The sequence below is a fragment of the Marinococcus sp. PL1-022 genome (assembly GCF_033845285.1).
Taxonomy (GTDB): domain Bacteria; phylum Bacillota; class Bacilli; order Bacillales; family Marinococcaceae; genus Marinococcus.
Window position 1 is genome coordinate 1,773,190 of record NZ_JAWXCX010000001.1, and the last position, 19,822, is coordinate 1,793,011.

General features: G+C 46.5%; 24 protein-coding genes. 17 read left to right on the forward strand and 7 right to left on the reverse strand.

Going from position 1 to position 19,822, the window contains the following annotated elements; all coding sequences use genetic code 11:
- Positions 1 to 69 precede the first annotated feature (69 nt).
- Positions 70 to 1,896, reverse strand: a complete 1,827-nt coding sequence (gene asnB, locus SIC45_RS09005) for an asparagine synthase (glutamine-hydrolyzing) (RefSeq protein ID WP_319632950.1) — start codon at positions 1,894 to 1,896, stop codon at positions 70 to 72.
- 178 nt (positions 1,897 to 2,074) lie between these two features.
- Between asnB and SIC45_RS09010 the strand changes: the two genes are divergently transcribed.
- Both SIC45_RS09010 and SIC45_RS09015 read left to right on the forward strand, forming a co-directional pair.
- Positions 2,075 to 2,509, forward strand: coding sequence for a MarR family winged helix-turn-helix transcriptional regulator (locus SIC45_RS09010; protein ID WP_319631907.1), 435 nt, complete (start codon positions 2,075 to 2,077; stop codon positions 2,507 to 2,509).
- Between the two features lie 293 nt (positions 2,510 to 2,802).
- On the forward strand, positions 2,803 to 3,258 hold the full coding sequence (locus tag SIC45_RS09015; protein WP_319631908.1) for an SRPBCC family protein: 456 nt from the start codon (positions 2,803 to 2,805) through the stop codon (positions 3,256 to 3,258).
- Between the two features lie 219 nt (positions 3,259 to 3,477).
- Here SIC45_RS09015 and SIC45_RS09020 read toward each other — a convergent pair whose 3' ends face one another.
- The gene (locus SIC45_RS09020) at positions 3,478 to 3,774 is read right to left on the reverse strand and encodes a class II aldolase/adducin family protein (protein WP_319631909.1); all 297 of its coding nucleotides are present in this window, start codon (positions 3,772 to 3,774) and stop codon (positions 3,478 to 3,480) included.
- A 738-nt stretch (positions 3,775 to 4,512) separates the two neighbouring features.
- On the opposite strand from SIC45_RS09020, the gene SIC45_RS09025 reads away from it, so the two are divergent.
- The 3 genes from SIC45_RS09025 (at position 4,513) to SIC45_RS09035 (ending at position 6,485) form a co-directional block, all read left to right on the forward strand.
- Positions 4,513 to 4,908 (forward strand): hypothetical protein, encoded by a 396-nt coding sequence (locus tag SIC45_RS09025; protein WP_319631910.1) that lies wholly within the window; start codon positions 4,513 to 4,515, stop codon positions 4,906 to 4,908.
- Positions 4,909 to 5,050: 142 nt separating this feature from the next.
- Positions 5,051 to 5,377: a hypothetical protein gene (locus SIC45_RS09030; RefSeq protein ID WP_319631911.1), complete on the forward strand. Its 327-nt coding sequence runs from the start codon at positions 5,051 to 5,053 to the stop codon at positions 5,375 to 5,377.
- Between the two features lie 133 nt (positions 5,378 to 5,510).
- A complete protein-coding gene (locus SIC45_RS09035; RefSeq protein ID WP_319631912.1) occupies positions 5,511 to 6,485 on the forward strand; it encodes an NAD(P)-dependent alcohol dehydrogenase in 975 nt (324 codons plus the stop codon).
- Positions 6,486 to 6,761: 276 nt separating this feature from the next.
- Here SIC45_RS09035 and SIC45_RS09040 read toward each other — a convergent pair whose 3' ends face one another.
- Both SIC45_RS09040 and SIC45_RS09045 read right to left on the reverse strand, forming a co-directional pair.
- A complete protein-coding gene (locus SIC45_RS09040; protein ID WP_319631913.1) occupies positions 6,762 to 7,919 on the reverse strand; it encodes a hypothetical protein in 1,158 nt (385 codons plus the stop codon).
- A 173-nt stretch (positions 7,920 to 8,092) separates the two neighbouring features.
- A complete protein-coding gene (locus SIC45_RS09045) occupies positions 8,093 to 8,395 on the reverse strand; it encodes a hypothetical protein (RefSeq protein ID WP_319631914.1) in 303 nt (100 codons plus the stop codon).
- Positions 8,396 to 8,567: 172 nt separating this feature from the next.
- On the opposite strand from SIC45_RS09045, the gene SIC45_RS09050 reads away from it, so the two are divergent.
- From SIC45_RS09050 to SIC45_RS09095, 9 genes are all read left to right on the forward strand, one after another.
- Positions 8,568 to 8,828: a metal-sensitive transcriptional regulator gene (locus tag SIC45_RS09050; RefSeq protein ID WP_319632951.1), complete on the forward strand. Its 261-nt coding sequence runs from the start codon at positions 8,568 to 8,570 to the stop codon at positions 8,826 to 8,828.
- A 62-nt stretch (positions 8,829 to 8,890) separates the two neighbouring features.
- Positions 8,891 to 9,370: a DsrE/DsrF/DrsH-like family protein gene (locus SIC45_RS09055; RefSeq protein WP_298788992.1), complete on the forward strand. Its 480-nt coding sequence runs from the start codon at positions 8,891 to 8,893 to the stop codon at positions 9,368 to 9,370.
- Positions 9,371 to 9,461: 91 nt separating this feature from the next.
- A complete protein-coding gene (locus tag SIC45_RS09060) occupies positions 9,462 to 9,689 on the forward strand; it encodes a sulfurtransferase TusA family protein (RefSeq protein ID WP_319631915.1) in 228 nt (75 codons plus the stop codon).
- A gap of 51 nt (positions 9,690 to 9,740) precedes the next feature.
- Entirely contained in the window at positions 9,741 to 10,529 is a 789-nt protein-coding gene (locus SIC45_RS09065) for a sulfite exporter TauE/SafE family protein (RefSeq protein WP_319632952.1), read from the forward strand.
- A 64-nt stretch (positions 10,530 to 10,593) separates the two neighbouring features.
- Entirely contained in the window at positions 10,594 to 10,977 is a 384-nt protein-coding gene (locus SIC45_RS09070) for a DUF302 domain-containing protein (protein WP_319631916.1), read from the forward strand.
- Positions 10,978 to 11,086: 109 nt separating this feature from the next.
- Entirely contained in the window at positions 11,087 to 11,404 is a 318-nt protein-coding gene (locus tag SIC45_RS09075) for a rhodanese-like domain-containing protein (protein WP_319631917.1), read from the forward strand.
- Positions 11,405 to 11,483: 79 nt separating this feature from the next.
- Positions 11,484 to 12,845: an MBL fold metallo-hydrolase gene (locus SIC45_RS09085; RefSeq protein ID WP_413645939.1), complete on the forward strand. Its 1,362-nt coding sequence runs from the start codon at positions 11,484 to 11,486 to the stop codon at positions 12,843 to 12,845.
- Positions 12,846 to 12,925: 80 nt separating this feature from the next.
- Positions 12,926 to 13,489 carry a class I SAM-dependent methyltransferase gene (locus tag SIC45_RS09090; RefSeq protein ID WP_319631918.1) on the forward strand — a complete coding sequence of 188 codons (564 nt, stop codon included), beginning with the start codon at positions 12,926 to 12,928 and terminating at the stop codon, positions 13,487 to 13,489.
- 56 nt (positions 13,490 to 13,545) lie between these two features.
- Entirely contained in the window at positions 13,546 to 14,589 is a 1,044-nt protein-coding gene (locus SIC45_RS09095; RefSeq protein ID WP_319631919.1) for an MFS transporter, read from the forward strand.
- A gap of 86 nt (positions 14,590 to 14,675) precedes the next feature.
- Here SIC45_RS09095 and msrA read toward each other — a convergent pair whose 3' ends face one another.
- On the reverse strand, positions 14,676 to 15,803 hold the full coding sequence (msrA, locus tag SIC45_RS09100; RefSeq protein WP_319631920.1) for a peptide-methionine (S)-S-oxide reductase MsrA: 1,128 nt from the start codon (positions 15,801 to 15,803) through the stop codon (positions 14,676 to 14,678).
- A gap of 203 nt (positions 15,804 to 16,006) precedes the next feature.
- On the opposite strand from msrA, the gene SIC45_RS09105 reads away from it, so the two are divergent.
- Positions 16,007 to 16,282 (forward strand): hypothetical protein, encoded by a 276-nt coding sequence (locus SIC45_RS09105; RefSeq protein WP_319631921.1) that lies wholly within the window; start codon positions 16,007 to 16,009, stop codon positions 16,280 to 16,282.
- A 731-nt stretch (positions 16,283 to 17,013) separates the two neighbouring features.
- On the opposite strand, the gene SIC45_RS09110 is transcribed toward SIC45_RS09105, so the two are convergent.
- Positions 17,014 to 18,000 carry a hypothetical protein gene (locus tag SIC45_RS09110; protein ID WP_319631922.1) on the reverse strand — a complete coding sequence of 329 codons (987 nt, stop codon included), beginning with the start codon at positions 17,998 to 18,000 and terminating at the stop codon, positions 17,014 to 17,016.
- Between the two features lie 147 nt (positions 18,001 to 18,147).
- Here SIC45_RS09110 and SIC45_RS09115 point away from each other — a divergent pair, with 147 nt between their 5' ends.
- Both SIC45_RS09115 and SIC45_RS09120 read left to right on the forward strand, forming a co-directional pair.
- Positions 18,148 to 18,504, forward strand: a complete 357-nt coding sequence (locus SIC45_RS09115; RefSeq protein ID WP_298788974.1) for a PadR family transcriptional regulator — start codon at positions 18,148 to 18,150, stop codon at positions 18,502 to 18,504.
- Positions 18,483 to 19,034, forward strand: coding sequence for a DUF2812 domain-containing protein (locus SIC45_RS09120; protein WP_319631923.1), 552 nt, complete (start codon positions 18,483 to 18,485; stop codon positions 19,032 to 19,034). Before SIC45_RS09115 ends, SIC45_RS09120 begins: the two co-directional genes overlap by 22 nt.
- A gap of 421 nt (positions 19,035 to 19,455) precedes the next feature.
- On the opposite strand, the gene SIC45_RS09125 is transcribed toward SIC45_RS09120, so the two are convergent.
- Positions 19,456 to 19,671: a DUF6366 family protein gene (locus SIC45_RS09125; protein WP_319631924.1), complete on the reverse strand. Its 216-nt coding sequence runs from the start codon at positions 19,669 to 19,671 to the stop codon at positions 19,456 to 19,458.
- Positions 19,672 to 19,822 lie beyond the last annotated feature (151 nt).

Consider the following 19,822-nt stretch of genomic DNA (forward strand, 5'->3'; position numbering starts at 1 on the left):
ACAAGCATAAAAAAGGGCAGTCCTATTTCAGACCACCCTTCTCTCTATTATATTTCTCAATTCCATATATTATAAGGTAACGCGTATATTGTATTCCACAAGCCAGGCATTAACTTGAATCAAGTAGTCCAGCAATCCTTTGGCACTGGAACCTTGTAGGTTTTCATCTTTTCCTTCAGCGATAAGACGAGTTTTTTCTACATTGATATAAGGAAGAATCGGAGAATTTGGATCATTCAATATTTGCAGCATCCATTCCTGGACTCTTTTTAAATATTCCTTATCCTTGGTGCTTGGATACGCACTTTTTTTGCGATAACGCACGTCTTCAGATAGATAGCCTTCAAACGCTCGCCGCAATACTCCCTTTTCAATGTTGTCTACATTTTTCATCTCAATCGGCACATTCCATAAGTACTGTACAAGTCTATAGTCACAGAAAGGAACACGAACCTCAAATCCTGTCATCATACTTGCACGATCTTTACGATCAAGCATAAAAGGAAGAAAACGGGTGATGAACATATAAGACATTCGGCGCTGCTTCGCTTGAAGCTCTGACTCTCCCGCTAAAACGGGTACTTCATCTAATGCCTCTTGGTAACGTTCTTTTTGATAATTTGAAAGATCTAGTCGCCCTTTCAATTCATCAGATAAAATGTCGCTAATGCCACTCATATTCATAAGCCATGGAAAGGTATCCGCATCTAAAAACTCTTCCTGATGAAACCATGGGTATCCTGAAAACACTTCATCTGCCGATTCTCCAGATAATGCGACAGTGGCCTCTTTTTTCATTTCTTTAAAAAGTAAGTAAAGAGAAGTTTCAATTTCTCCTACCCCAGGCAGATCCCGTGCTCTCATCGGCACCAGCAGATTCTCCACAAGCTCATCCCCGTCCAGGACGACAGACTTATGATTCGTTCCAACCTCTTCGGAAACTTTTTTCACCCAGGGCTCATCTAAATCTCCTCTTAGAAAATCCTTTTCAAAATCCTTCTCATTGTTTTCAAAATCAATGGAATATGTGTGCAGCGTTTTTCCTGCTTCTGAAAATTCGTTTCCGGCAATCGCGGTTAACCCACTGGAATCAAGCCCTCCTGAAAGCATGGATACGACCGGCCGATCAGCCACAAGCTGTTGCTTGACGGTGTCCTCTAAATAGGACCGAATGGTCGATACCGTCGTCTCGAGATCATCTGGGTGTGGATGACTATCCAGCATCCAGTAGCATTCTTCCGTTCGTGTGTCTTTCTTAAATGTAACATAATGCCCCGCCCGCACCTCTTCGATATCTTTAAACACTCCCTGGCCTGGTGTCCGGATCGGGCCAAGGCCAAAAATTTCTGAAAGTCCTTGTTGATCAACTACCGGCTCCACCTCTGGATGGGCAAACATAGCTTTTAACTCAGAACCGAAAATAATGTCTTCCCCTCGATTGGCAAAATAAAGAGGCTTCACACCAAGGTGGTCTCTACCAAGCATCAATTGTTCATTACGCTCATCCCAGACAGCGAAAGCAAAGATACCATTTAATCGTTCTATACAAGCTTCTCCCCATTCCAAATAAGCGTGAAGGAGTACTTCAGTATCACTTGAACTCATAAACTGATGGCCATTATCCATCAGCTCTTTTTTTAGTGCTGCAAAATTATAAAGCTCTCCGTTATAACTTAAAGCGATCTCATAAGAACCATTACGATAGATCATCGGTTGTTTTCCCCCGTCGGGATCAATAACGATCAACCGGCGATGTCCTAAAGCTGCATGCTTCGTCAGCCACATGCCGTCACGGTCAGGACCTCGATGTGTTAGAGCCTCTGTCATATTTTCTAAAATACAATGCTGTTTACTTAGGTTTTGTGTCCAAGACACCCATCCAGTTATTCCACACATGATGAAAAATCCTTCTTTCTGATGTAAATCTAGGTTTCCTGTGTTTTTGGCATCCAATTCATTAAATAGTTTCATTATACAACTTAATTATTGTATAATACAACTAAGTGAAATAAGTGTCAATGGCAAGAAATATGATATCATCAAAAAAGATTTTTTATATACAGGGGTGAAAAGCATGAATGATGACTCTCTCGAATTAATTGAACAACAAGTAACTGATTTCATTCGACGCGTTGTTCTTACGGAAAAAAGCCACGATGCCCTCGATCGCTCTGCTTATATTTTATTGCGACATTTGTCAACATACGGCCCTTCCGGCGTGAAACAGTTAGCCAAAGATCTGCATTTGGATATCTCAACCGTTAGCCGTCAAGCACGTGTGTTAGTACAAAGAATGTATATAGAAAAAGTCCCACACCCAGAAGACAAAAGAGCCTACTTTTATAAAACTACACAGCTTGGATTAAAAGAATTAGCGGAAAACAAAATACGTAGATATAATCGATTAGCCGATATTCTTGATGATTGGAATGAAGAAGAAAAAGCGGTTTTTGGTGAGATGTTACAAAAATACAACCAAAGCGTAAATGAAAAAATAAATTTAAAATAAAATTTTTTCTTTTTCAATTATCAAATTATAGAGTTCGTCCTGCGAATGCTTGGTTTTGGAAGCAAATCTAGGACGGGTGCTGGCCCGGCGATCTATGGTTGCTTTTCGCCTGTTAGTTATAGCAGCCTCTTTTTTATTCCCATGCCCAATCATCCAATAAACGGGCAGCAGGTTTGATTGCAGGGAACATAGGCATGGCCGGCTGCCTGCTTCTTCAGCCGTGTATCGGCCTTATGCTTAGAACATTTCGAACAATTTATGGAAAAGATCGTTCTAAACAAGGAGGAAATCAGATGTTCACCGTATCCAAAAGTATATGGGTCAATCCGTCCCCAGAGCAGGAAACTGTTTTAACTCGAGACCACATTTGGGAAGGATTGGTCATGAAAGCGGAAGATGCCACCCCATTTGTGGAAGTCATGGACAAATGTCGTGTGCTGGAACGTGGGGATCGGTATTTACGACGCGAAATCGAAATCAACGGCACCAAGGCTCAGGAACGAGTTACCTTTTTTCCAAAGCATATGGTCGTGTTTGAACCCTTGGAGAGCGATGGCCTCATTAAAAACGACATCGAAGAAGATGCGCATGGACACTTGTCGATTCGTTTTACGTTTGCTTTGGAATTGCCCAAAGACGAAAACGTGAGCGCTCAGACCTATGCACAACGCATGGAGAAGAACTATACGGCGGCAGTGGAAACGACTCTGGATACCATTCGTACGTTTGTCAAAGAGGGAAAACTATAATCTTTTCCTACAAAGGGACCCATCACTATGACGGTGATGGGTCCCAATTGATATCAACAGAAAAAGCAGTTTTTTTCTTAGTTTTTAGAGCGATGGCTTTTTCAGAAACTTAATGAATTATGAATTCGTTGGGAGAATCAGTGTGAAATAATTGGCTATCACTGTTTATTTCAGCAGCTAGTATAAAGTAGAGTGTTTTCATAGTATTTGGTTAAGCTGCTACTCGGTTTCATTCCAATTTCTTTTCGGCTTATAGCCGGAGTTTTGAAGAAAATCTTTTTCAGTTTGGTTTGAGACCTGTTTCATATTAACGCTGCTCCCCATCGCTGCTACATGCATCTTTGCCGTGTATTCCAACGTTTGTAAAGCCATTCGTGCTTCCTTTAAATTTTTATCGTACACGATGACCCCGTGATTTTCGAGAAGCATGATATTCGCTGCCTTTGCTTTATTCTCAACAGCTTCTGCTAATTCCTGACTTCCCGGATGATAATAGGGAACTCGTTCAATCTTCACAGGTCCGTTTTTGCCCGTATAGAATGAAAAAATGTCTTCCACCCGGGAAAAGCTGTACATAATCCAAGGTCGTTTCCTCCTATATGGTACGGAGTTGGTGTTTTTATACCAAGTGCTGCACTTGATTTAAGAGAATCTATATCCAGGCTCAGATAAACCTTCGTTTATCCCACTTATTTTTTTGCGATTTATTGTTATTTTGACTCCAATCCATTGAAGTTCCGTAAGCCATCCGGCTGGCGTTCAATTCTTTGCGGAAATAAACCTTGCACCGATATCACTTACCTGGATTTTTTATTGAAAAACACCTGGGCAAACGAGTAGTTTTTGATATTAATCTAAGTCCAATGGTCGAAGAAAAAAGAAAAAGAAAACTACTATGGAGATTTTAGATCTTAGGGGGGAAAGTGTTGGTACACGATAACATTAGATAACGAATGGCTCACGCTCCCTTTCAAGCTCATTTTTCCTATTTTAACGCATGTGACAAGTGGTATAAGTGTTCTTCTAATTTTAAAAAAGAGGTAGTTAGTTTGAGCATTTAGGGGGGATCTCTTACCCGTTCTTTGGGTGGATGAAAATCATTTTTAACCCTGTATACTGGAAATTAATAAGGGAGGAAGACCCTCTTATATTCTCGAGGCATATAGTTTGCCAGCACTTCTTCCCAGTGTTTTTAGGTCCCTTCTCTTCCACGTGGTGACCGCAGGCGCTCCAACAAAGGAAAGGAGAGTGATGATGCCCTATAACATGAAGCGTGCCGTGGAAGACGCCATGACTCACGCCACGGAAGACACTCAGCCTTTCAGTATTGAGCGATATATCCATGTTGCCCAGGTTCACCAGCCGGTTGCTCTGCTTCTCCCCTTTTACATGTATATGTTTCGCCCACACGAATGGCAAACACACACGCTGCTTACTGCGGCCCCTTTTTCCGTCATGCTTAACCATGCCGCCTATGCTGCGGTCGATGCCCCTTCGCTGCAAGCCGATCCTTCTATCATACGCTTTTTTTACAGCACGTCCATGCTCGCTCCTCTTCCCACTGACCACCCCACCGTTATGCCCTTTGAAGAATGGGTTTATCATTTGTTTCGCCAATACCATCAGCTGCAGCACAACAATCATGTATAAAATCGTATGATCGCCTCGCGCTCTATGTTTTCATGAGGTGTCGTTTGATGAGATACATGAAGCTAATGATGAAGTTCAACTTTTTCATAAAGCCATGCAGGAACAGAACTTGCCTCTAGCTTAGCGAAAGGAGTTGATTTCGATGACTGGCTCCCAAATTTCTTCAATTATCTCCTATATTAGTGTTTTTTTTGCTCCCGTTCTTGTGCCCTTGATTGTATTGATCGCAGGGAACGATTATTCTCGATTCCATGCCGGAAGGGCCCTGACGTCCCACTTGATTCCTGCACTAATGTTTCTGGGCCTCAGCTTTTGGGTGTACGTGTCCAACGGCACATTTATGTATTCCTTTCTCTTCTGGCTCCTCTTTTCGGCCATTTCATTTATTCAGATTGTAATTATGGTTTATAACGTTATTTGGGCGATACAGGTAGCAAAAAAAGCCCCTCCAGAAGTTGAAGTGAAGTGACCTCAATAAATGAGACAGATGAAAGCACCTCCCATGTCGTATTCGCAGTCATACCGACAGGTGGAGGTGTTTTTCTTATGATAGAAAGCAAACAACCATAACCAGCAGAAGTGTTCAGAAGGGAGTTTTCTCTATGAAAGCCAGCATGCATAAAGCGTACGGTCCCCCGGAGGTTATGGAGCTGACAGAAGTAGAACAGCCCATTCCCAAGGAAGATGAAGTACTGGTAAAAGTATATGCGACCACAGTAACGTCCGGAGACTGCAGGGTGCGGAAGGCGGATCCATTTCTTGTCAGACTCTTCTACGGGTTGAAAAAACCCAAAATAGGGATATTAGGCTCGGAGTTTTCTGGCGTGGTAGAAGCGACCGGAAAAAATGTAACGTCATTTCAAAAGGGGGATGCTGTCTTTTGCGGCACACGCGTGAAGCTGGGCGCCAACGCCGAATATGTATGCGTGAAAGAAAAGGAAGCGATCGTCGCTAAACCCGGTAACATGACATTTGATGAAGCGGCTTCTGTGCCTTTCGGTGCTACTACCTCTTTATTTTTTCTTCGGGATCAAGGGCGTATTAAAGAAGGCCAAAAAGTGCTTATTTACGGCGCTTCAGGAGCGCTGGGCACCTATGCCGTCCAGTTGGCTAAAGTCTTCGGTACAGACGTTACTGGTGTCTGCAGCACCAATCACGTAGCGCTTGTAAAATCGTTGGGAGCGGATCAAGTGATCGATTACACCCAGGAGGATTTTACGGCGTCCAACCATAAGTACGACCTTATTTTTGACACAGTGGGCAAAACCTCCTTTATGACATGCAAAAACCTTTTAAACACCAAAGGGATTTATGTGACAGCCGTGGCAGGAGCTCCTCAGTTTGCGCAGATGATAGTGACGTCCCTGATTGGCAGCAAAAAGCTGAAAGGCGGCTTAGCATCGATGCGTAAAGAAGATCTGCTGTTCCTCAAGGAATTAATCGAGGCAGGGAATATTCACTCCATCATCGACAGACGTTATCCCCTGGATCAAGTTGCTGCGGCTCACAGGTACGTGGAAACAGGCCATAAACATGGAAGCGTCGTCATCACATTGATCTCCTCTCCCACCTCTTAATTGCCAGTAAAATCACTAGAAGAAGTTTGTCACCGTATTTTACGTTTATTACGGAGCATCAGGGCAGAAGGAGGCCCTCAAAACAGAACAACATTATCAGCATAAAAATTGCAGCTTTGAAGATATAGACAAATAGAGAAGCCATTCTTTATAAAGATTGACTTCTCTCCAATAAAATAAATAATTGTTGGACGTTTGTAACTGACAAATTTAACAGCAATAATGTTTTAATCAGCCGAACCTGTGAAAATCCTGCGCTTCAAGCTCAAAGATCCGTTACTGGTAGTTCACCACGGCTGGAGCGGGGTCCAGCTGGATGACTTCTTCGGGGCTCATGACCGGCTCATCTTTATCATAAAACACTTTAAACCCACCGTATTGCACAGGTTCATTCCGCACCAGGTCTCTGTATTTGGCCATTTTCACAGCAGAGCCTCCCCACCCGTCGAAGTTTAAAGCTACTTCCACGTGATCAGTTGGCTGAATGGCTTCCTTATTCGTCAGCGCTGCATCGGTGAACTGGTGAACGAGCACCATTTTGTCAGGAAGATTGTTCTCTTCCACCATCTCCGTAAGATAGTCCACGGCTTTTTGAACATCCGCTCCGTTAACCTGTCCAAGCTCGACTCCCGGCGTTTCTCCTTCACCCACTTGGAATTCCGTGTCGATGGCCAATTGAACATAAGGAAGCTTCAGCCATTTTTCCAGGGATTTCACCTGGTTTAACACCGAATCCTTGCCCAATTGGACATCGAGCATCAATAAAGCGTCATTTTCTTTGGCAAGCTTGGCATACTTATCTATCTGCTCCGGCGGAGTCATGCGAACGTAGTTTCCATCCGAACCGGGATCTCGCTGAGCTGCGGTGGCTATGAGTTCAATGGTTGGAACAGCTGGATGAGATGGATCAGCGTTGGAATAGGCCTGGGTCTGTTCCTTTAATTTTTCCATTAAAGCGTCAGGCTCCATTTCTCCGAGGATTCCCATATTGGTGGAATTGGGATGCCCGTAATACGTAACCAGCCGATGCTCCTTCAACGGCCCATCCGTTTGGTCCTCCGTGCCTTTAATTTGTGTTTCCCCAAACGGAACCATCCTTGTACTTTCTCCTGTTCCTGCTTCAGATTCAGGCATCGATTCCAATTCTTCCTGCTCCAGTTGATCCTTTAACGGGATACTGTCACTCTCTGGTTCTACAGGCTTATATACCTGCTCAGGCTTCGTTTCTTCTGCCTTTTCCTCTGGTTCATCAGCTTCTGTCTCCTCTGTTCCATCACTCTCTTCATTGGCAGAGGAACGAGAAGCCTCATCTGTAGAGTATGAATGCGAGATCATCTCCGGCTCCCGCTGTATAAAAATGAGCGCCGATACGACAAGTATTACCGTCAGCCCGATCAGTAGAAGCTCTTTTCCTAACAGCAGTTTTCGTTTCATATGTATTCATCCTTCTTCCAGTTATCTATTGTAACTTATTGTAAGCATTTCATGATTATCGTACTACTTCAGCCTTTGATTTACAATTACTAGAAAAAGAATTTCTTTCTTAAATTACAGCTTGGCTTCTAGAAAAGCTTTCGCAAAGCTGTCAACCAATAACAGAATAAATGTTATTGGTGTTTTTTGAACCTGAAGGCTTCCGGGGCCATGTGCTGGTAGGCCTGAGCCATCTCCTGTTTTGTTGTGCCGGCGGCCTCTGCGAGCCTGAATGCCTTTTTCATCTGCTCTTTTTGTTCTTCACGCGACTGTTCCGGATCCACCACGTGACGGAGAATGGCAGCGGTCCAGGCATCCTGTGAAGAAGAGGTTTGCCGATAGTACTTCCATAATAAAATACCTGCAGCAAAAACCATAAGACAGCTAATTTTTCCTGAACGACGGCGCCGATAGCTGTCTGCATATGTTTTATTCATCTACTCATCCCCTTCTGTTGTTGAACCTGTAAATACTGCTATTATATTTTAGCATACAGGTACCCGTATACTGGGTCCCAAATTTTTTTAGGAAATTAGTTGACACTCTTATGGATTTGTTTTAAAGTATTCATATACCCCGTAGGGTAATAATTTTATGAAGGAAGGTTGGATGGAATACACGGAGCAAATGAAGCACCGGGTCAAACGGTTGGAAGGCCAAAAACGCGGTGTTCTCCGTATGATGGATGAGGAGCAGGACTGTAAGAAGCTGGTGTTCCAGATGAACGCTGCCCGTACAGTCTTAGACCGCGACTTGGGCCTCATTGTTGGTTCCAATCTCGAACAATGCGTTCGGGAACAGACCGAAAACGGAGAAAACGACGAAACATTTATTCAGGAAGCCGTTAACCCTCTCGTGAAAAGCCGGTAAAATTTTTTGATCACCTATATACCCTTACTGGTAAATGTATAACAATAAAAGGAGTTGATTGGATGGCGGAAACCAAAAAAACCACCATTGTATTATTCAGCGGAGATTACGACAAAGCCATGGCAGCGTACATTATCGCCAACGGTGCAGCCGCGTATGACCACGAAGTCACCATTTTCCATACCTTCTGGGGATTGAATGCTCTGCGCAAACCGGAGAAGCAAAGCATCGCCAAGGGAAAACTTGAAGCAATGTTCGGCAAAATGATGCCCCGCGGCGCCGACCGCATGGGCCTTTCCAACATGAATTTTCTCGGCCTCGGACCGAAGCTGATCAAAAAAGTCATGAAAAAGCACAACGCCATGCCGCTGCCGGAGCTGATCGATATGGCCCGGGAACAGGACGTACGGCTGATTGGCTGTACCATGACCATGGATCTGCTCGGTCTTGATGAAAAAGAACTGCGCGACGACATTGAATATGCCGGCGTGGCCGCCTATCTGGGCGAAGCCTCCGACGGAAACGTGAACCTGTTTATTTAAGCGGCATTCGCCGGATTACCTAAAGGTCAGAACATAAATGAACTCTGACCAGCATGAATCATAAAAAATTAATCTAAAGGAGAAATGATGGATGGAACCAAAAACAACGATTGATGCGAAGGGGCTTGCTTGCCCACAGCCAATTCTAAAAACCAAAAAAGCCATTAAAGACATGGACAGCGGCGAGGTGCTTGAACTGCACGCCACCGACAAAGGGGCGCAGAGCGACTTAACGGCCTGGACCAAGGCCGGCGGCCACGAACTGCTCGACCACACCGAGGATAATGGCATCTATAAATTCTGGATTCAAAAAGGCTAACAAAATCACAGCACAGGGAAGTCACGGTTTCACTTCTCTTTTAGGGAGGTTATTCCATTGTCACTTGTATTTATCATCGTCATTTTCCTGTTGGGGTTTGTAGGTTCCTTTGTGTCCGGCATGATCGGGATCGGCGGATCGATCATCAAGTACCCCATGCTATTATACATTCCTCCGCTGCTCGGTGTCGCCGCCTTTTCCGCTCATGAAGTGTCCGGCATCAGTGCCGTGCAGGTCTTTTTCGCCACCATAGGCGGCGTCTGGGCCTACCGTAAAGGCGGCTACCTGAACGGCCAGCTGATCCTGTACATGGGCGCAAGTATTCTGATCGGCAGCTTCATCGGTGCCTATGCCTCGAATTTCTTCAGCGAGGCTGGCGTCAACATGGTCTACGCCCTGCTGGCGACCATCGCCGTAGTAATGATGTTTGTACCGAAAAAAGGCCTGGACGACCAGGACCTTACACGGATCACGTTCCCCAAGCCTCTCGCCGCTGGATTGTCCTTTGTGGTCGGGATTGGGTCAGGCATTGTCGGGGCCGCCGGCGCGTTTATTCTAGTGCCTATCATGCTCGTCGTGTTAAAAATTCCAACCCGGATGACGATCGCAACTTCGCTCGCCGTGACCCTGATGTCCTCCATCGGAGCTACAGTTGGCAAGGTGGCGACCGGCCAGGTGCTGTACGGCCCGGCCCTGACCATGATTGTCGCCAGCCTGATCGCAGCGCCGCTCGGAGCCAAAGCCGGGCAGAAGGTCAATACCAAGCTGCTGCAAAGCATTTTGGCGGTCATCATTCTAGGAACTGCTATTCAAATATGGATCCAGATCGTCAGCGGATAACGCGTTTAATTTTATACGCCCCAGGGCATATCAACAACTAGAGAGCTAATGAGGAGGTATTCCCATGTTTCATTATACCGTCACCACGTCGAAACCTGTCCGTACAGCCGTCGAAGATCTCGAAGCCAATCTTAAAGACATTGGTTTTGGCGTGCTCTGGAATTTTGACCTGCAAGACAAATTACAGGAAAAAGGCATCGATTTTCCGGACCAGCACCGGGTGCTTGAAGTGTGCAACCCGAAAGAGGCTGAACAGGTATTAAACAAAAACAAGCTGGTCGGCAATTTTCTTCCATGTAAAATCACCGTGTATGAAGAAGCAGGGTCCACGTATATCAGCATGCCCCGCCCTTCTGTATTAATGGAGCTGGCCGAAGAACCAGCATTAACAGCGACCGCTGAAGATATTGAACAGCGCTTGAAAAAAGGCATCGATCAGACCGTCTAAAATTTTTTGAATCGCTTGATACCCTCCCCCGTAAATGACATTTAGAAAATGAAAGCGCAAATACAGGTATCATGAATAGAAAACCACGAATAACGATGAGGTGAATTAAATGGCAGATGAAAAACGTATTAAAGAAGTACAGCCGAAGGATGTTCAGCAATTGCTCGAAAAAGAGAACGGCGCTTATCAGGTGATTGACGTCCGGGAGGACGAAGAACTCGACGAAGGACGCATCCCGGGATCGGTCCATATCCCTCTCGGCACAGTTCCTGACCGGATGAACGAACTCGATCCCTCCCGTACCTATGTCACCGTGTGCCGCTCCGGCAAACGCAGTGCCCGGGCGGCGGAAGCCCTCCAGGATCAGGGCTTTACCGTCCGCAGCATGGCGGGCGGCATGAACGAATGGACCGGAAAAACCGAGTAAGACTTATTCTAAACTTAAGGAGCGATGATTGATGTATTTGAAATATTTTTATGACACCGCGTTAGCTCAGGCCTCCTACATGGTCGGCTGCCAGGCGACCGGAGAGGCAGCCGTGATCGACCCATCCCGCAATATTGAAGAATATCTGCAGATCGCCCGCGAACAGGGATTCCGTATTACCGGGGCGTTCGAGACCCATATTCATGCAGACTTTGTTTCCGGCGTCACCGAGCTTGCCCGCCGGACCGGCGCCACCATCTATTATTCCACCGAAGGCACCGACAATGGCGGCTACGAATGGAATCAGGATCTGCCGCTCCATGGCGTGAAGCACGGCGAAGACATTTATATCGGCAACATCAAGCTGAAAGCCCTGCACACGCCGGGCCATACGCCGGAGCATGTCTCCTATGAGCTCACCGACGGTGCAGCTGCCGATCGCCCGAGGGGGGTATTTACCGGCGACTTCGTCTTTGTCGGCGATGTCGGCCGTCCGGACCTGCTCGAAAAATCCGTCGGCGTAAAGGATTCCGCGGATAAAGGCGCCCGGCAGATGTTCGAGTCCCTCCAGCAGTTCAAGAAATACGGCGATTATATGCAGATCTGGCCGGGGCACGGCGCCGGCAGTGCCTGTGGCAAAGCACTCGGCGCGGTGCCAACAAGCACCGTCGGCTACGAGCGGATGTACAATCCCGCCTTTCAGCCGACCGACGAGCAGGCCTTCGTAAATTTTCTCCTCGACGGCCAGAGCGAGCCGCCAGCGTATTTTGCCAAAATGAAAGAAGTGAACAAGCAGGCCATGACCCCGCTCGCCGAGATCCCGGCGGCCGTGGAAATGCAGGGCTCCGGCGACGATGTGGCCGCCCTGGCCGGGCAGGACCATACGATGGTCGTTGATACCCGCAGTGCCGCCGCTTTCGCAATGGGAAGCATTCCGGGCACGATCAACCTGCCGTTCCCCGGATCGTTTGCCGAATGGATGGGCCGGCTCGCCGACTATGACGCGGATATTTACCTGATCGCTGATCCAGCCGATCACCACGAGCTGCGCCGGATTCTTACCGGCATGGGCATGGACCGGCTGAAAGGATTCTTTGCCACGTCGGTGGTCGCCAGCGCCTCGAACCTGCGCACGTATACGAACGAAAAGCCGAAGCAGGTGGAGGAACGCCGCCGCCACAACGATGTGCAGATTCTCGATGTCCGCTACCAGGACGAATGGGACCAGTCCCACGTACCGGACGCGGTGCATGTGTCGCTTCAGCAGCTGCCAACCCGTACCGATGAACTTTCCACGGAGCAGCCGGTAGCCGTCCACTGCGCCTCAGGCAAACGCTCCGCCATCGCCGCCAGCATTCTCCAGAACCACGGCTTTGACGTGATTAACGTAGAGGGTGGCTTCATGAAATGGAAAAAGGAACAGCTCGAAACCACCAGCTAAGGGTGAGCACAAAACAAACGAAATACCGGGGGCTCTGTACGATGCAGGGCCCCTTTTATCATGCTTAAGGAGGAGATTATATGAGCCACCGCTTTGATCCTGCCAAATCCCAAAAACTCCGGAGTGACGAACGGCAGCAGGCCCTTCCGATGACGAAGCTGCTGCCGCTGATGAATATTCAGGAAACGGATCTGATCGCAGATATCGGTGCCGGCAACGGATACTTCACGATCCCTATGGCCGAAAGGGCCCGCCACGTATACGCCGTCGATATCGAGGACCGGATGTTAACCGAATTAAAGGCCTATGCCGAACAAGCCCGTGCCTCCAATATCACCTTGATCCTATCGGGCCTGGAGAAGATTGCCTTAACAGAGCACCAGGTCGATAAAATCGTCGTTGCCTTTGTGATGCATGAAATCGATGATTTTGACCAGGGGTTCGCCGAGCTCCGGCGTATTCTGAAGCCCGGAGGCACGATCTTCTTTTACGAATGGGAAGCCACAGAGACAGCCTCCGGGCCGCCGCTTGAAATCCGGTTATCTTCGGAGGGGTTCGCCAGGACCATCGAGAGCTACGGATTTACCACCACTATCCACGTCCTGAACGACGGCCAGTATATGGTGGAAGCGGAGCAAACGTAAAACCTCCAATGAATCCACGTAAAGGCTCCTCATTTTACCAAGTAAAGGAGGAATAAATGATGACATCCAAAGCGGCTTCCATCGGTATTGTTGAAAACCGTCTTCCCTTTTTTCTATTAATACTCATTAACGTCTTTGTCGGCTCGATGGTCGGATTGGAACGCACCGTGCTCCCGCTGATCGGCGAAAAGCTGTTTGGCCTTGCATCGGCCAGCGCCGCTCTCTCCTTTATTGTCAGCTTTGGGTTTTCCAAAGCCCTGGTCAACCTCCTGGCCGGTGCGCTTGCCGACCGCTTTGGACGCAAGAAAATATTATTAATGGGATGGGTATTCGGCCTCTTTGTCCCTCTCCTGATTATTTTTGCCTCCGCCTGGTGGATGGTCATCGTCGCCAATATCTTTTTAGGCATCAATCAGGGGCTGACCTGGTCGATGACCGTAAATATGAAGGTGGATCTGGCGAAACCGTCTCAGCGCGGGATGGCTGTCGGTCTGAATGAGTTTGCCGGCTATATGGGGCTTTCCGTGATGGCCGCCGTTTCCGGCTACGTGGCTTCGACGACCTCCCTACGCCCCGAGCCGTTCCTTCTTGGCTTCGGCATCGTGGGCCTCGGGTTCCTGCTTTCATTGTTCGTACCGGATACTAGCAGGCAGGTGGTCCGTCAGACGGCTTCCGGGGAATCCTCCCTCCCTTTTTGGCAGGCGTTTACCCAGACGACCTGGAAGCAGCCCGCCCTTTCGAGCTTCAGCTTTGCCGGGCTGACGACCAACCTCAAGGACGGCATGGCCTGGGGCCTATTCCCGCTCTTTTTCGCATCCGGCGGATTATCCGTCAGCCAAATCGGTGTGCTCGTGGCGGCGTATCCCCTCACCTGGGGCATGGCTCAGCTGTTTACCGGCCCCTGGAGCGATGTGATCGGCCGCAAGTGGCTCATCGTCGGCGGCCTCTGGCTGCAGGCCTTTTCCCTGTGGGCGCTTCTCGCCGGCCTGTTTGTGGACACGCTGAACGTTTCCTGGGCCATCGGCCTCGTGGCTGTGCTTCCGTTTGCCGCCGGCATCGTCACGCTCGTTCGTATGCAGGAGTCCCTGAAGAAGGATTAACAGAATACGGCTGTCTTATCTATGCTGGTAGAATAAATAGCAGCAAAAAAGCCCTCTTCCAAACGAAGAGAGCTTTGCTTTGTCTGCTATTGAAAATTTTTCGCGTACTGCTCGTATTCGGTACCTTCCAATTCATCAGCCGGAATAAATTCCATGGCTGCTGAATTCATGCAGTACCTAAGCCCTGTTGGCTCCGGGCCGTCCTGAAACACATGGCCTAAATGGGAATCTGCGTGCTTGCTTCGCACTTCTACGTTCGTTCCTAAAATGCCAGTGTCTTCTTCATACGTAATATTGCCCAGCTCCAGAGGCTTCGTGAAGCTCGGCCAGCCTGTACCAGAGTCAAACTGATCACGCGTGCTGAATAAAGGCTCTCCGGAGACAATATCAACGTATATTCCTTCCTGCTCATTATCATGATAAGCATTATCGTAAGCAGGCTCCGTGCCGTCTTCCTGCGTCACTTCATACTGCATGCTGTTCAATTCCGAAACGGCCGCTTCTTTATCTTCAACGGTAAACGGGGAGTCCGTGCTGACTTCATACTTTTTATCCTCTCCCCATACATCGTTCAAATAGGCATCGCGTCCGGAATTATTACGGTAATATTCATACCTTCCCGGGTTTTTCTTGTAGTAATCCTGATGATAGGCCTCTGCTTCGTAAAACGTATCGTATTCTTCAATGGATGTCACAATATCTCCATCAAACCGGCCGGAGTTCTCCATTTCCATTAAGGAAGCTTCCGCTGCCTGACGCTGCGCCTCATCATGATAAAATATGGCCGACAAATACGGCTCTCCTTTATCCACAAACTGCCCTTCGTCATCCGTCGGGTCAATCTGGCGCCAGTAAATCTGCAGAAGGTCTTCGTAGCTGATCTTCTCCGGATCATACGTAATTTGAACTGCTTCCTGATGGCCTGTTTCTTTGCTTGACACTTCATCATACGTAGGGTTTTTTTCCTCGCCGCCCGTATAGCCGGATATCACGCTGACGACGCCGGGACGGGATTCAAATGGCGGCTCCATGCACCAGAAGCACCCCCCGGCAAACGTAGCCTGCTCCATGCCTTCCAGATCCCCCTGTAGTTCCGTCTGTTCCGTCGCCACCACTTCTTCATATTCTGCGGCCGTAAACGCCTGGTACAAATACCAGCCGCCAGCCAGAAGAAGAACGGTTATTATACTAATAAGCCACCGTTTTTTATTCATATAACTCCCCTTTTAGTATCTTTTCTTTCATTATAAGGAAAAAGAGAGAACTTTAACATTATTCCAACTTGTCATCATTCAAAATTGCTTTGGAGCGCTGAAAGTACAATTAAATGCCGAGACCTGACCTTTTATTATTATGGTAAAATTAGGTATTATCAGCATTGGCATAATTAAAGCACATAAGCTGGAGGGACAAGTTCATGACGTTTATAGCGCAGTATGGATTCTTTATTGCTATCCTAATTGTTATCGCACCCATAATATTTTTCAGCTACCTGCTGCCGAAAACAGAGAGATTTGTGCATGCTTTGACTGCTTTATTGGTATTGGGAGGAACAGGAATTATTATTTATAGTTTTTTGGGGCCGGATGATCCATTTACAGGGATTGCTTTAGCTTTTGTAACATTTTGTATCTGGTTAGGTACGGGGGTTGGATGGATAGGGATCGCTATTTATGAAATGATAAAGAAATGAAAGAACGGAAATTCTATTAACTAACGGCCAGCCTTTACTTTTTATTTTTATTCGATTTTTTGTCCCAGTAAAAGAGAAATACTGCGGAGGTGATACTGCCCAGTACGAAAAAATACTCATCCATGCTTCTCTCCTTTATCACCAAGGCTGTCTCTAAATCCAAATACTCCGTCTGATTAATTTATCAGCTGCAGCAGCAACGCCCCTACAAGCATGCCAATAAGAAAATACGCCAAAAACCGTATGGATTTATTTTTCATCTGTAGCCACCACCTCAATAATGCTTAATTCAGCACTAGTATAAAATTTCATCGCCCGATGCTTTCTTGTTTTTTCTTTCTCTGGTCTATCCAAATAACAATTGTAGATATAAGGAGTACAGCTACCAAACCATTAAAAAGCCAGAATGGGATAGTAATAACTCCTGTAAAATCCAATCCCATTAAAATAAGAAACACAATACAAAACGCCTGGTGACACAATGTCATAGCCTTCATTTTTCATCTCCCCGCCTGTGACGTAATGAATTCTTTAATTTTATTCCTGTTCATCAAGCCTATGTATTTTTACGTTCGACATGGTCCCCGGTTTCTCCATTTATTATGTCAGGATGGGAAAAGCTTTGGCAATACCAGCTCGCAATGCTACCAGACCTCTTAGAAGAAACAGTTTATACTCATTGTGAAAATTCCTAATAAAGCGGAGAGGGAAATAATCCACCTCCGCTTTTTCTATTCTTCTTCGGATTCCAGCACGGTAAGTGTTCTGGCAATTTCCCGAATCTCTTCCTGCGACGGGGCCCCCTTTTCTTCCGGCACCTCAGCTTCGAATCCATATCTATTATTGTTTTCAAACATCCGAAGGGAAAATGTAAAGCTGTCCTCCTCTTCGGATAGCTGATAATATCCCGTGCCGCCCTCTTTTAGTTCCATTTCTTTGTATGAGCTGCTCTCTGTAAACTCTGCCTTGTTACTGTCCTCATGACTTCCAAATACCAGAGCATTATGGCTGTCATCAAACACCTGTAAAACCCTGCCGTCTCCGTTGTCCGCTTCCTGCTGCGGCTCCCAGTCAGACGGATAATCGATCCGGTAGCCAAAGCGGGCATTGACATATCGGTCGGTGTCTTCCGCCGAGGATTGATTTTGATCACTGCTTGTATTCTGTTCCTCTCCGTAGACAGAGGTATACTCTCCGTTCTGATACACTTTAAAACGGTCCACGGTCCCCGTTCCACCGGCTTCTGAAAGCTCTTGTGATGTTAATTGGACTGTATAATAGGATCCCTTCCCGTCTTCCCGCAAGTCACCGCCAAGATCACTGAACCGTATGTCATCGCCAAAGTCTTCATTTTGCTTCACTGTTTCAACGGCTTCTTCCCCTGAAGCTACTGCTGCTCCCTGTTTTTCGCTCTCTGAAGCATTCCCGCTTTTGCTTTCATTCTCAGTATTTTGATGTTCAACGAGAAAGGCCCATGTATTCATCCCAAGGATGCTCTCAACATCCATCAAATATCCATGCGCATTTAAGGCAGCCCGCATGATCGCTATGCTTTTTCCTGGGTCCTCATTTGTTACCGCCATTTCCGATGCCATTGTAGTATGTACATTCATCATTGGTTCTTCTGATTCGTCATTGGATGCCAGGGCTCCGGCCGGCGTCACGATCATACCGGCAGCAGTAATCGTAGAGAGCATCCATTTTGAAATGCGTTTCATTGGTTTGCCTCCTTTATTCCATCACCAACTTTTTTCCCATCTACATACCATTTCCAAACATTTCAAATTATTCAAGTTGCATTTATATTATTTAATGATATAATATTTTATAACTTATCATTAAATGATATGAAAGGAGGCCTTTTTTTGGGACGCAAAGACAGTCTGGCTTCCGGCGACTTAACGGATACTCACTACTATATTCTTTTAGCTCTGATGAAGCCAAAGCACGGCTATGCCATCATGCAGACCATTGCTGATTTAACAGAGGGAAAGGTCAATCTGGGACCAGGATCGGTATACACAATGACCCAGAAGCTGCTGCATGCCGGCTATATCGAGCTATGGAAGGAAGCCGAGCAGCGAAAGGTCTATATTATTACAGAAACAGGGATGGACATCTTTCAGCAGGAGGTCCAGCGTCGGGAACAGATGGTATATCACGGAAAAGAAGCATTGGAACAGAAAGGAGTGCCTTTACCATGGCGAAACGAAAATACATAACGAGCGGCGGTCTCGCCTTCTCGGAACACAAGGATATGCAAAAATTAGAGCAGCAGTCCAGCAAAGGCTGGCATCTGGAGCAGTTTGGATTTATGGGCTACAAGCTGAAACGCGGTCAGCCTGCAAGCATGCATTACGAACTGGATTACCGTGTCCGCCCCGATTCAGATTATTTTCAACTGTATCAGGATGCCGGCTGGGAGCATGTGTGCTCCGCCGAAGAAACGACACATATTTTTCGTGCTCCACCTGAAACGAAACCTTTATATACGAAAGAGCAGGATAAGCAGGACGTCTACCTACAGCAAAAGCAGCAGCTTGGCCGATACGCGTTCGTATCACTGGTATTTTTTCTGTTCCTCGTTACTGTGCTCTGGATTCTATCATCGCTGCTTCCTTCCTCTTCGTGGTTTAGTATTATTGATACTGTTGCGACAATGCTTGCGCTAATGCCGCTCATTTTTACCGCCCTTCCTTATTTTGGCTATCTGTTCAAAGTGCGCCAGCTTCAGCAAAAGAAAGAGGCGTAGAATTATAAGAAACCTTTGTAGTAAGATAAAGCTTCTAAGGTCTCTCTTATTTTCACCCTATCTCATTCTATACCAGATTTACATTTTCTCAATTACTGTGATAGGATTGGTGTATAAAAGTTCAACATTTTGTCACCATAAAAAGGGAGCACCCAGATGTCGTAACCATCTGAGTGCTCTTTTTTGTTGCTATCATCGCCTGTTCTTGCTTTTCTTACGTATTCGCCTTAGCAACAAGTCAGCAAATACTATTCCAATCACGGTCGAAGCGAGTGGAAAAAGAAAGTCCATCAATAAAAGTTCAAACACTTTGTCACCTCCCTTCTGACACATTTCGCCAGAAGGTGAACAGGCGATAAATCCCATTATATCAAGCTTGAAATGTTAATAAAATATGGATACCAGTTCCTTAAGCTATTTTTTAGCCGAAGAAAAACGAAGCAACTATGAACCCCGCTATAATTACAAGAATAAGTATGCCTGTTCCTTTCCAGCCCAAACCGGTAACGAGATCCACAAGGCTTCCGCTTCCTGCGCGGTGAAAGGAATCATTCATATTACCAGTGGGGTTTCGTTTTAATTCCTCTTGTCTCAGCCTTTCTCTTCTTCTTTCTTCCTCTTCTTTATTTTCACTCATTTGAATTTCTCCGCTATTGTTACATCTAATAAATGACATGGCTTTTCCTGTTCCACTGATGAATATCGAGTACGTCTTTTCCTTGAACCAAATTTAAGCTTTACGCATTCATACATAAAACGCTACATACCCGGACAGGATCATCAATGCA

Excerpts from the sequence above, each read along its gene's own strand:
- asnB (WP_319632950.1), bottom strand. The coding sequence starts at position 1,896 with ATGTGTGGAATAACTGGATGGGTGTCTTGGACACAAAACCTAAGTAAA.
- SIC45_RS09010 (WP_319631907.1), top strand. The coding sequence starts at position 2,075 with ATGAATGATGACTCTCTCGAATTAATTGAACAACAAGTAACTGATTTC.
- SIC45_RS09015 (WP_319631908.1), top strand. The coding sequence starts at position 2,803 with ATGTTCACCGTATCCAAAAGTATATGGGTCAATCCGTCCCCAGAGCAG.
- SIC45_RS09025 (WP_319631910.1), top strand. The coding sequence starts at position 4,513 with ATGCCCTATAACATGAAGCGTGCCGTGGAAGACGCCATGACTCACGCC.
- SIC45_RS09030 (WP_319631911.1), top strand. The coding sequence starts at position 5,051 with ATGACTGGCTCCCAAATTTCTTCAATTATCTCCTATATTAGTGTTTTT.
- SIC45_RS09035 (WP_319631912.1), top strand. The coding sequence starts at position 5,511 with ATGAAAGCCAGCATGCATAAAGCGTACGGTCCCCCGGAGGTTATGGAG.
- SIC45_RS09040 (WP_319631913.1), bottom strand. The coding sequence starts at position 7,919 with ATGAAACGAAAACTGCTGTTAGGAAAAGAGCTTCTACTGATCGGGCTG.
- SIC45_RS09045 (WP_319631914.1), bottom strand. The coding sequence starts at position 8,395 with ATGAATAAAACATATGCAGACAGCTATCGGCGCCGTCGTTCAGGAAAA.
- SIC45_RS09050 (WP_319632951.1), top strand. The coding sequence starts at position 8,568 with ATGGAATACACGGAGCAAATGAAGCACCGGGTCAAACGGTTGGAAGGC.
- SIC45_RS09055 (WP_298788992.1), top strand. The coding sequence starts at position 8,891 with ATGGCGGAAACCAAAAAAACCACCATTGTATTATTCAGCGGAGATTAC.
- SIC45_RS09060 (WP_319631915.1), top strand. The coding sequence starts at position 9,462 with ATGGAACCAAAAACAACGATTGATGCGAAGGGGCTTGCTTGCCCACAG.
- SIC45_RS09070 (WP_319631916.1), top strand. The coding sequence starts at position 10,594 with ATGTTTCATTATACCGTCACCACGTCGAAACCTGTCCGTACAGCCGTC.
- SIC45_RS09075 (WP_319631917.1), top strand. The coding sequence starts at position 11,087 with ATGGCAGATGAAAAACGTATTAAAGAAGTACAGCCGAAGGATGTTCAG.
- SIC45_RS09085 (WP_413645939.1), top strand. The coding sequence starts at position 11,484 with ATGGTCGGCTGCCAGGCGACCGGAGAGGCAGCCGTGATCGACCCATCC.
- SIC45_RS09090 (WP_319631918.1), top strand. The coding sequence starts at position 12,926 with ATGAGCCACCGCTTTGATCCTGCCAAATCCCAAAAACTCCGGAGTGAC.
- SIC45_RS09095 (WP_319631919.1), top strand. The coding sequence starts at position 13,546 with ATGATGACATCCAAAGCGGCTTCCATCGGTATTGTTGAAAACCGTCTT.
- msrA (WP_319631920.1), bottom strand. The coding sequence starts at position 15,803 with ATGAATAAAAAACGGTGGCTTATTAGTATAATAACCGTTCTTCTTCTG.
- SIC45_RS09105 (WP_319631921.1), top strand. The coding sequence starts at position 16,007 with ATGACGTTTATAGCGCAGTATGGATTCTTTATTGCTATCCTAATTGTT.
- SIC45_RS09110 (WP_319631922.1), bottom strand. The coding sequence starts at position 18,000 with ATGAAACGCATTTCAAAATGGATGCTCTCTACGATTACTGCTGCCGGT.
- SIC45_RS09120 (WP_319631923.1), top strand. The coding sequence starts at position 18,483 with ATGGCGAAACGAAAATACATAACGAGCGGCGGTCTCGCCTTCTCGGAA.
- SIC45_RS09125 (WP_319631924.1), bottom strand. The coding sequence starts at position 19,671 with ATGAGTGAAAATAAAGAAGAGGAAGAAAGAAGAAGAGAAAGGCTGAGA.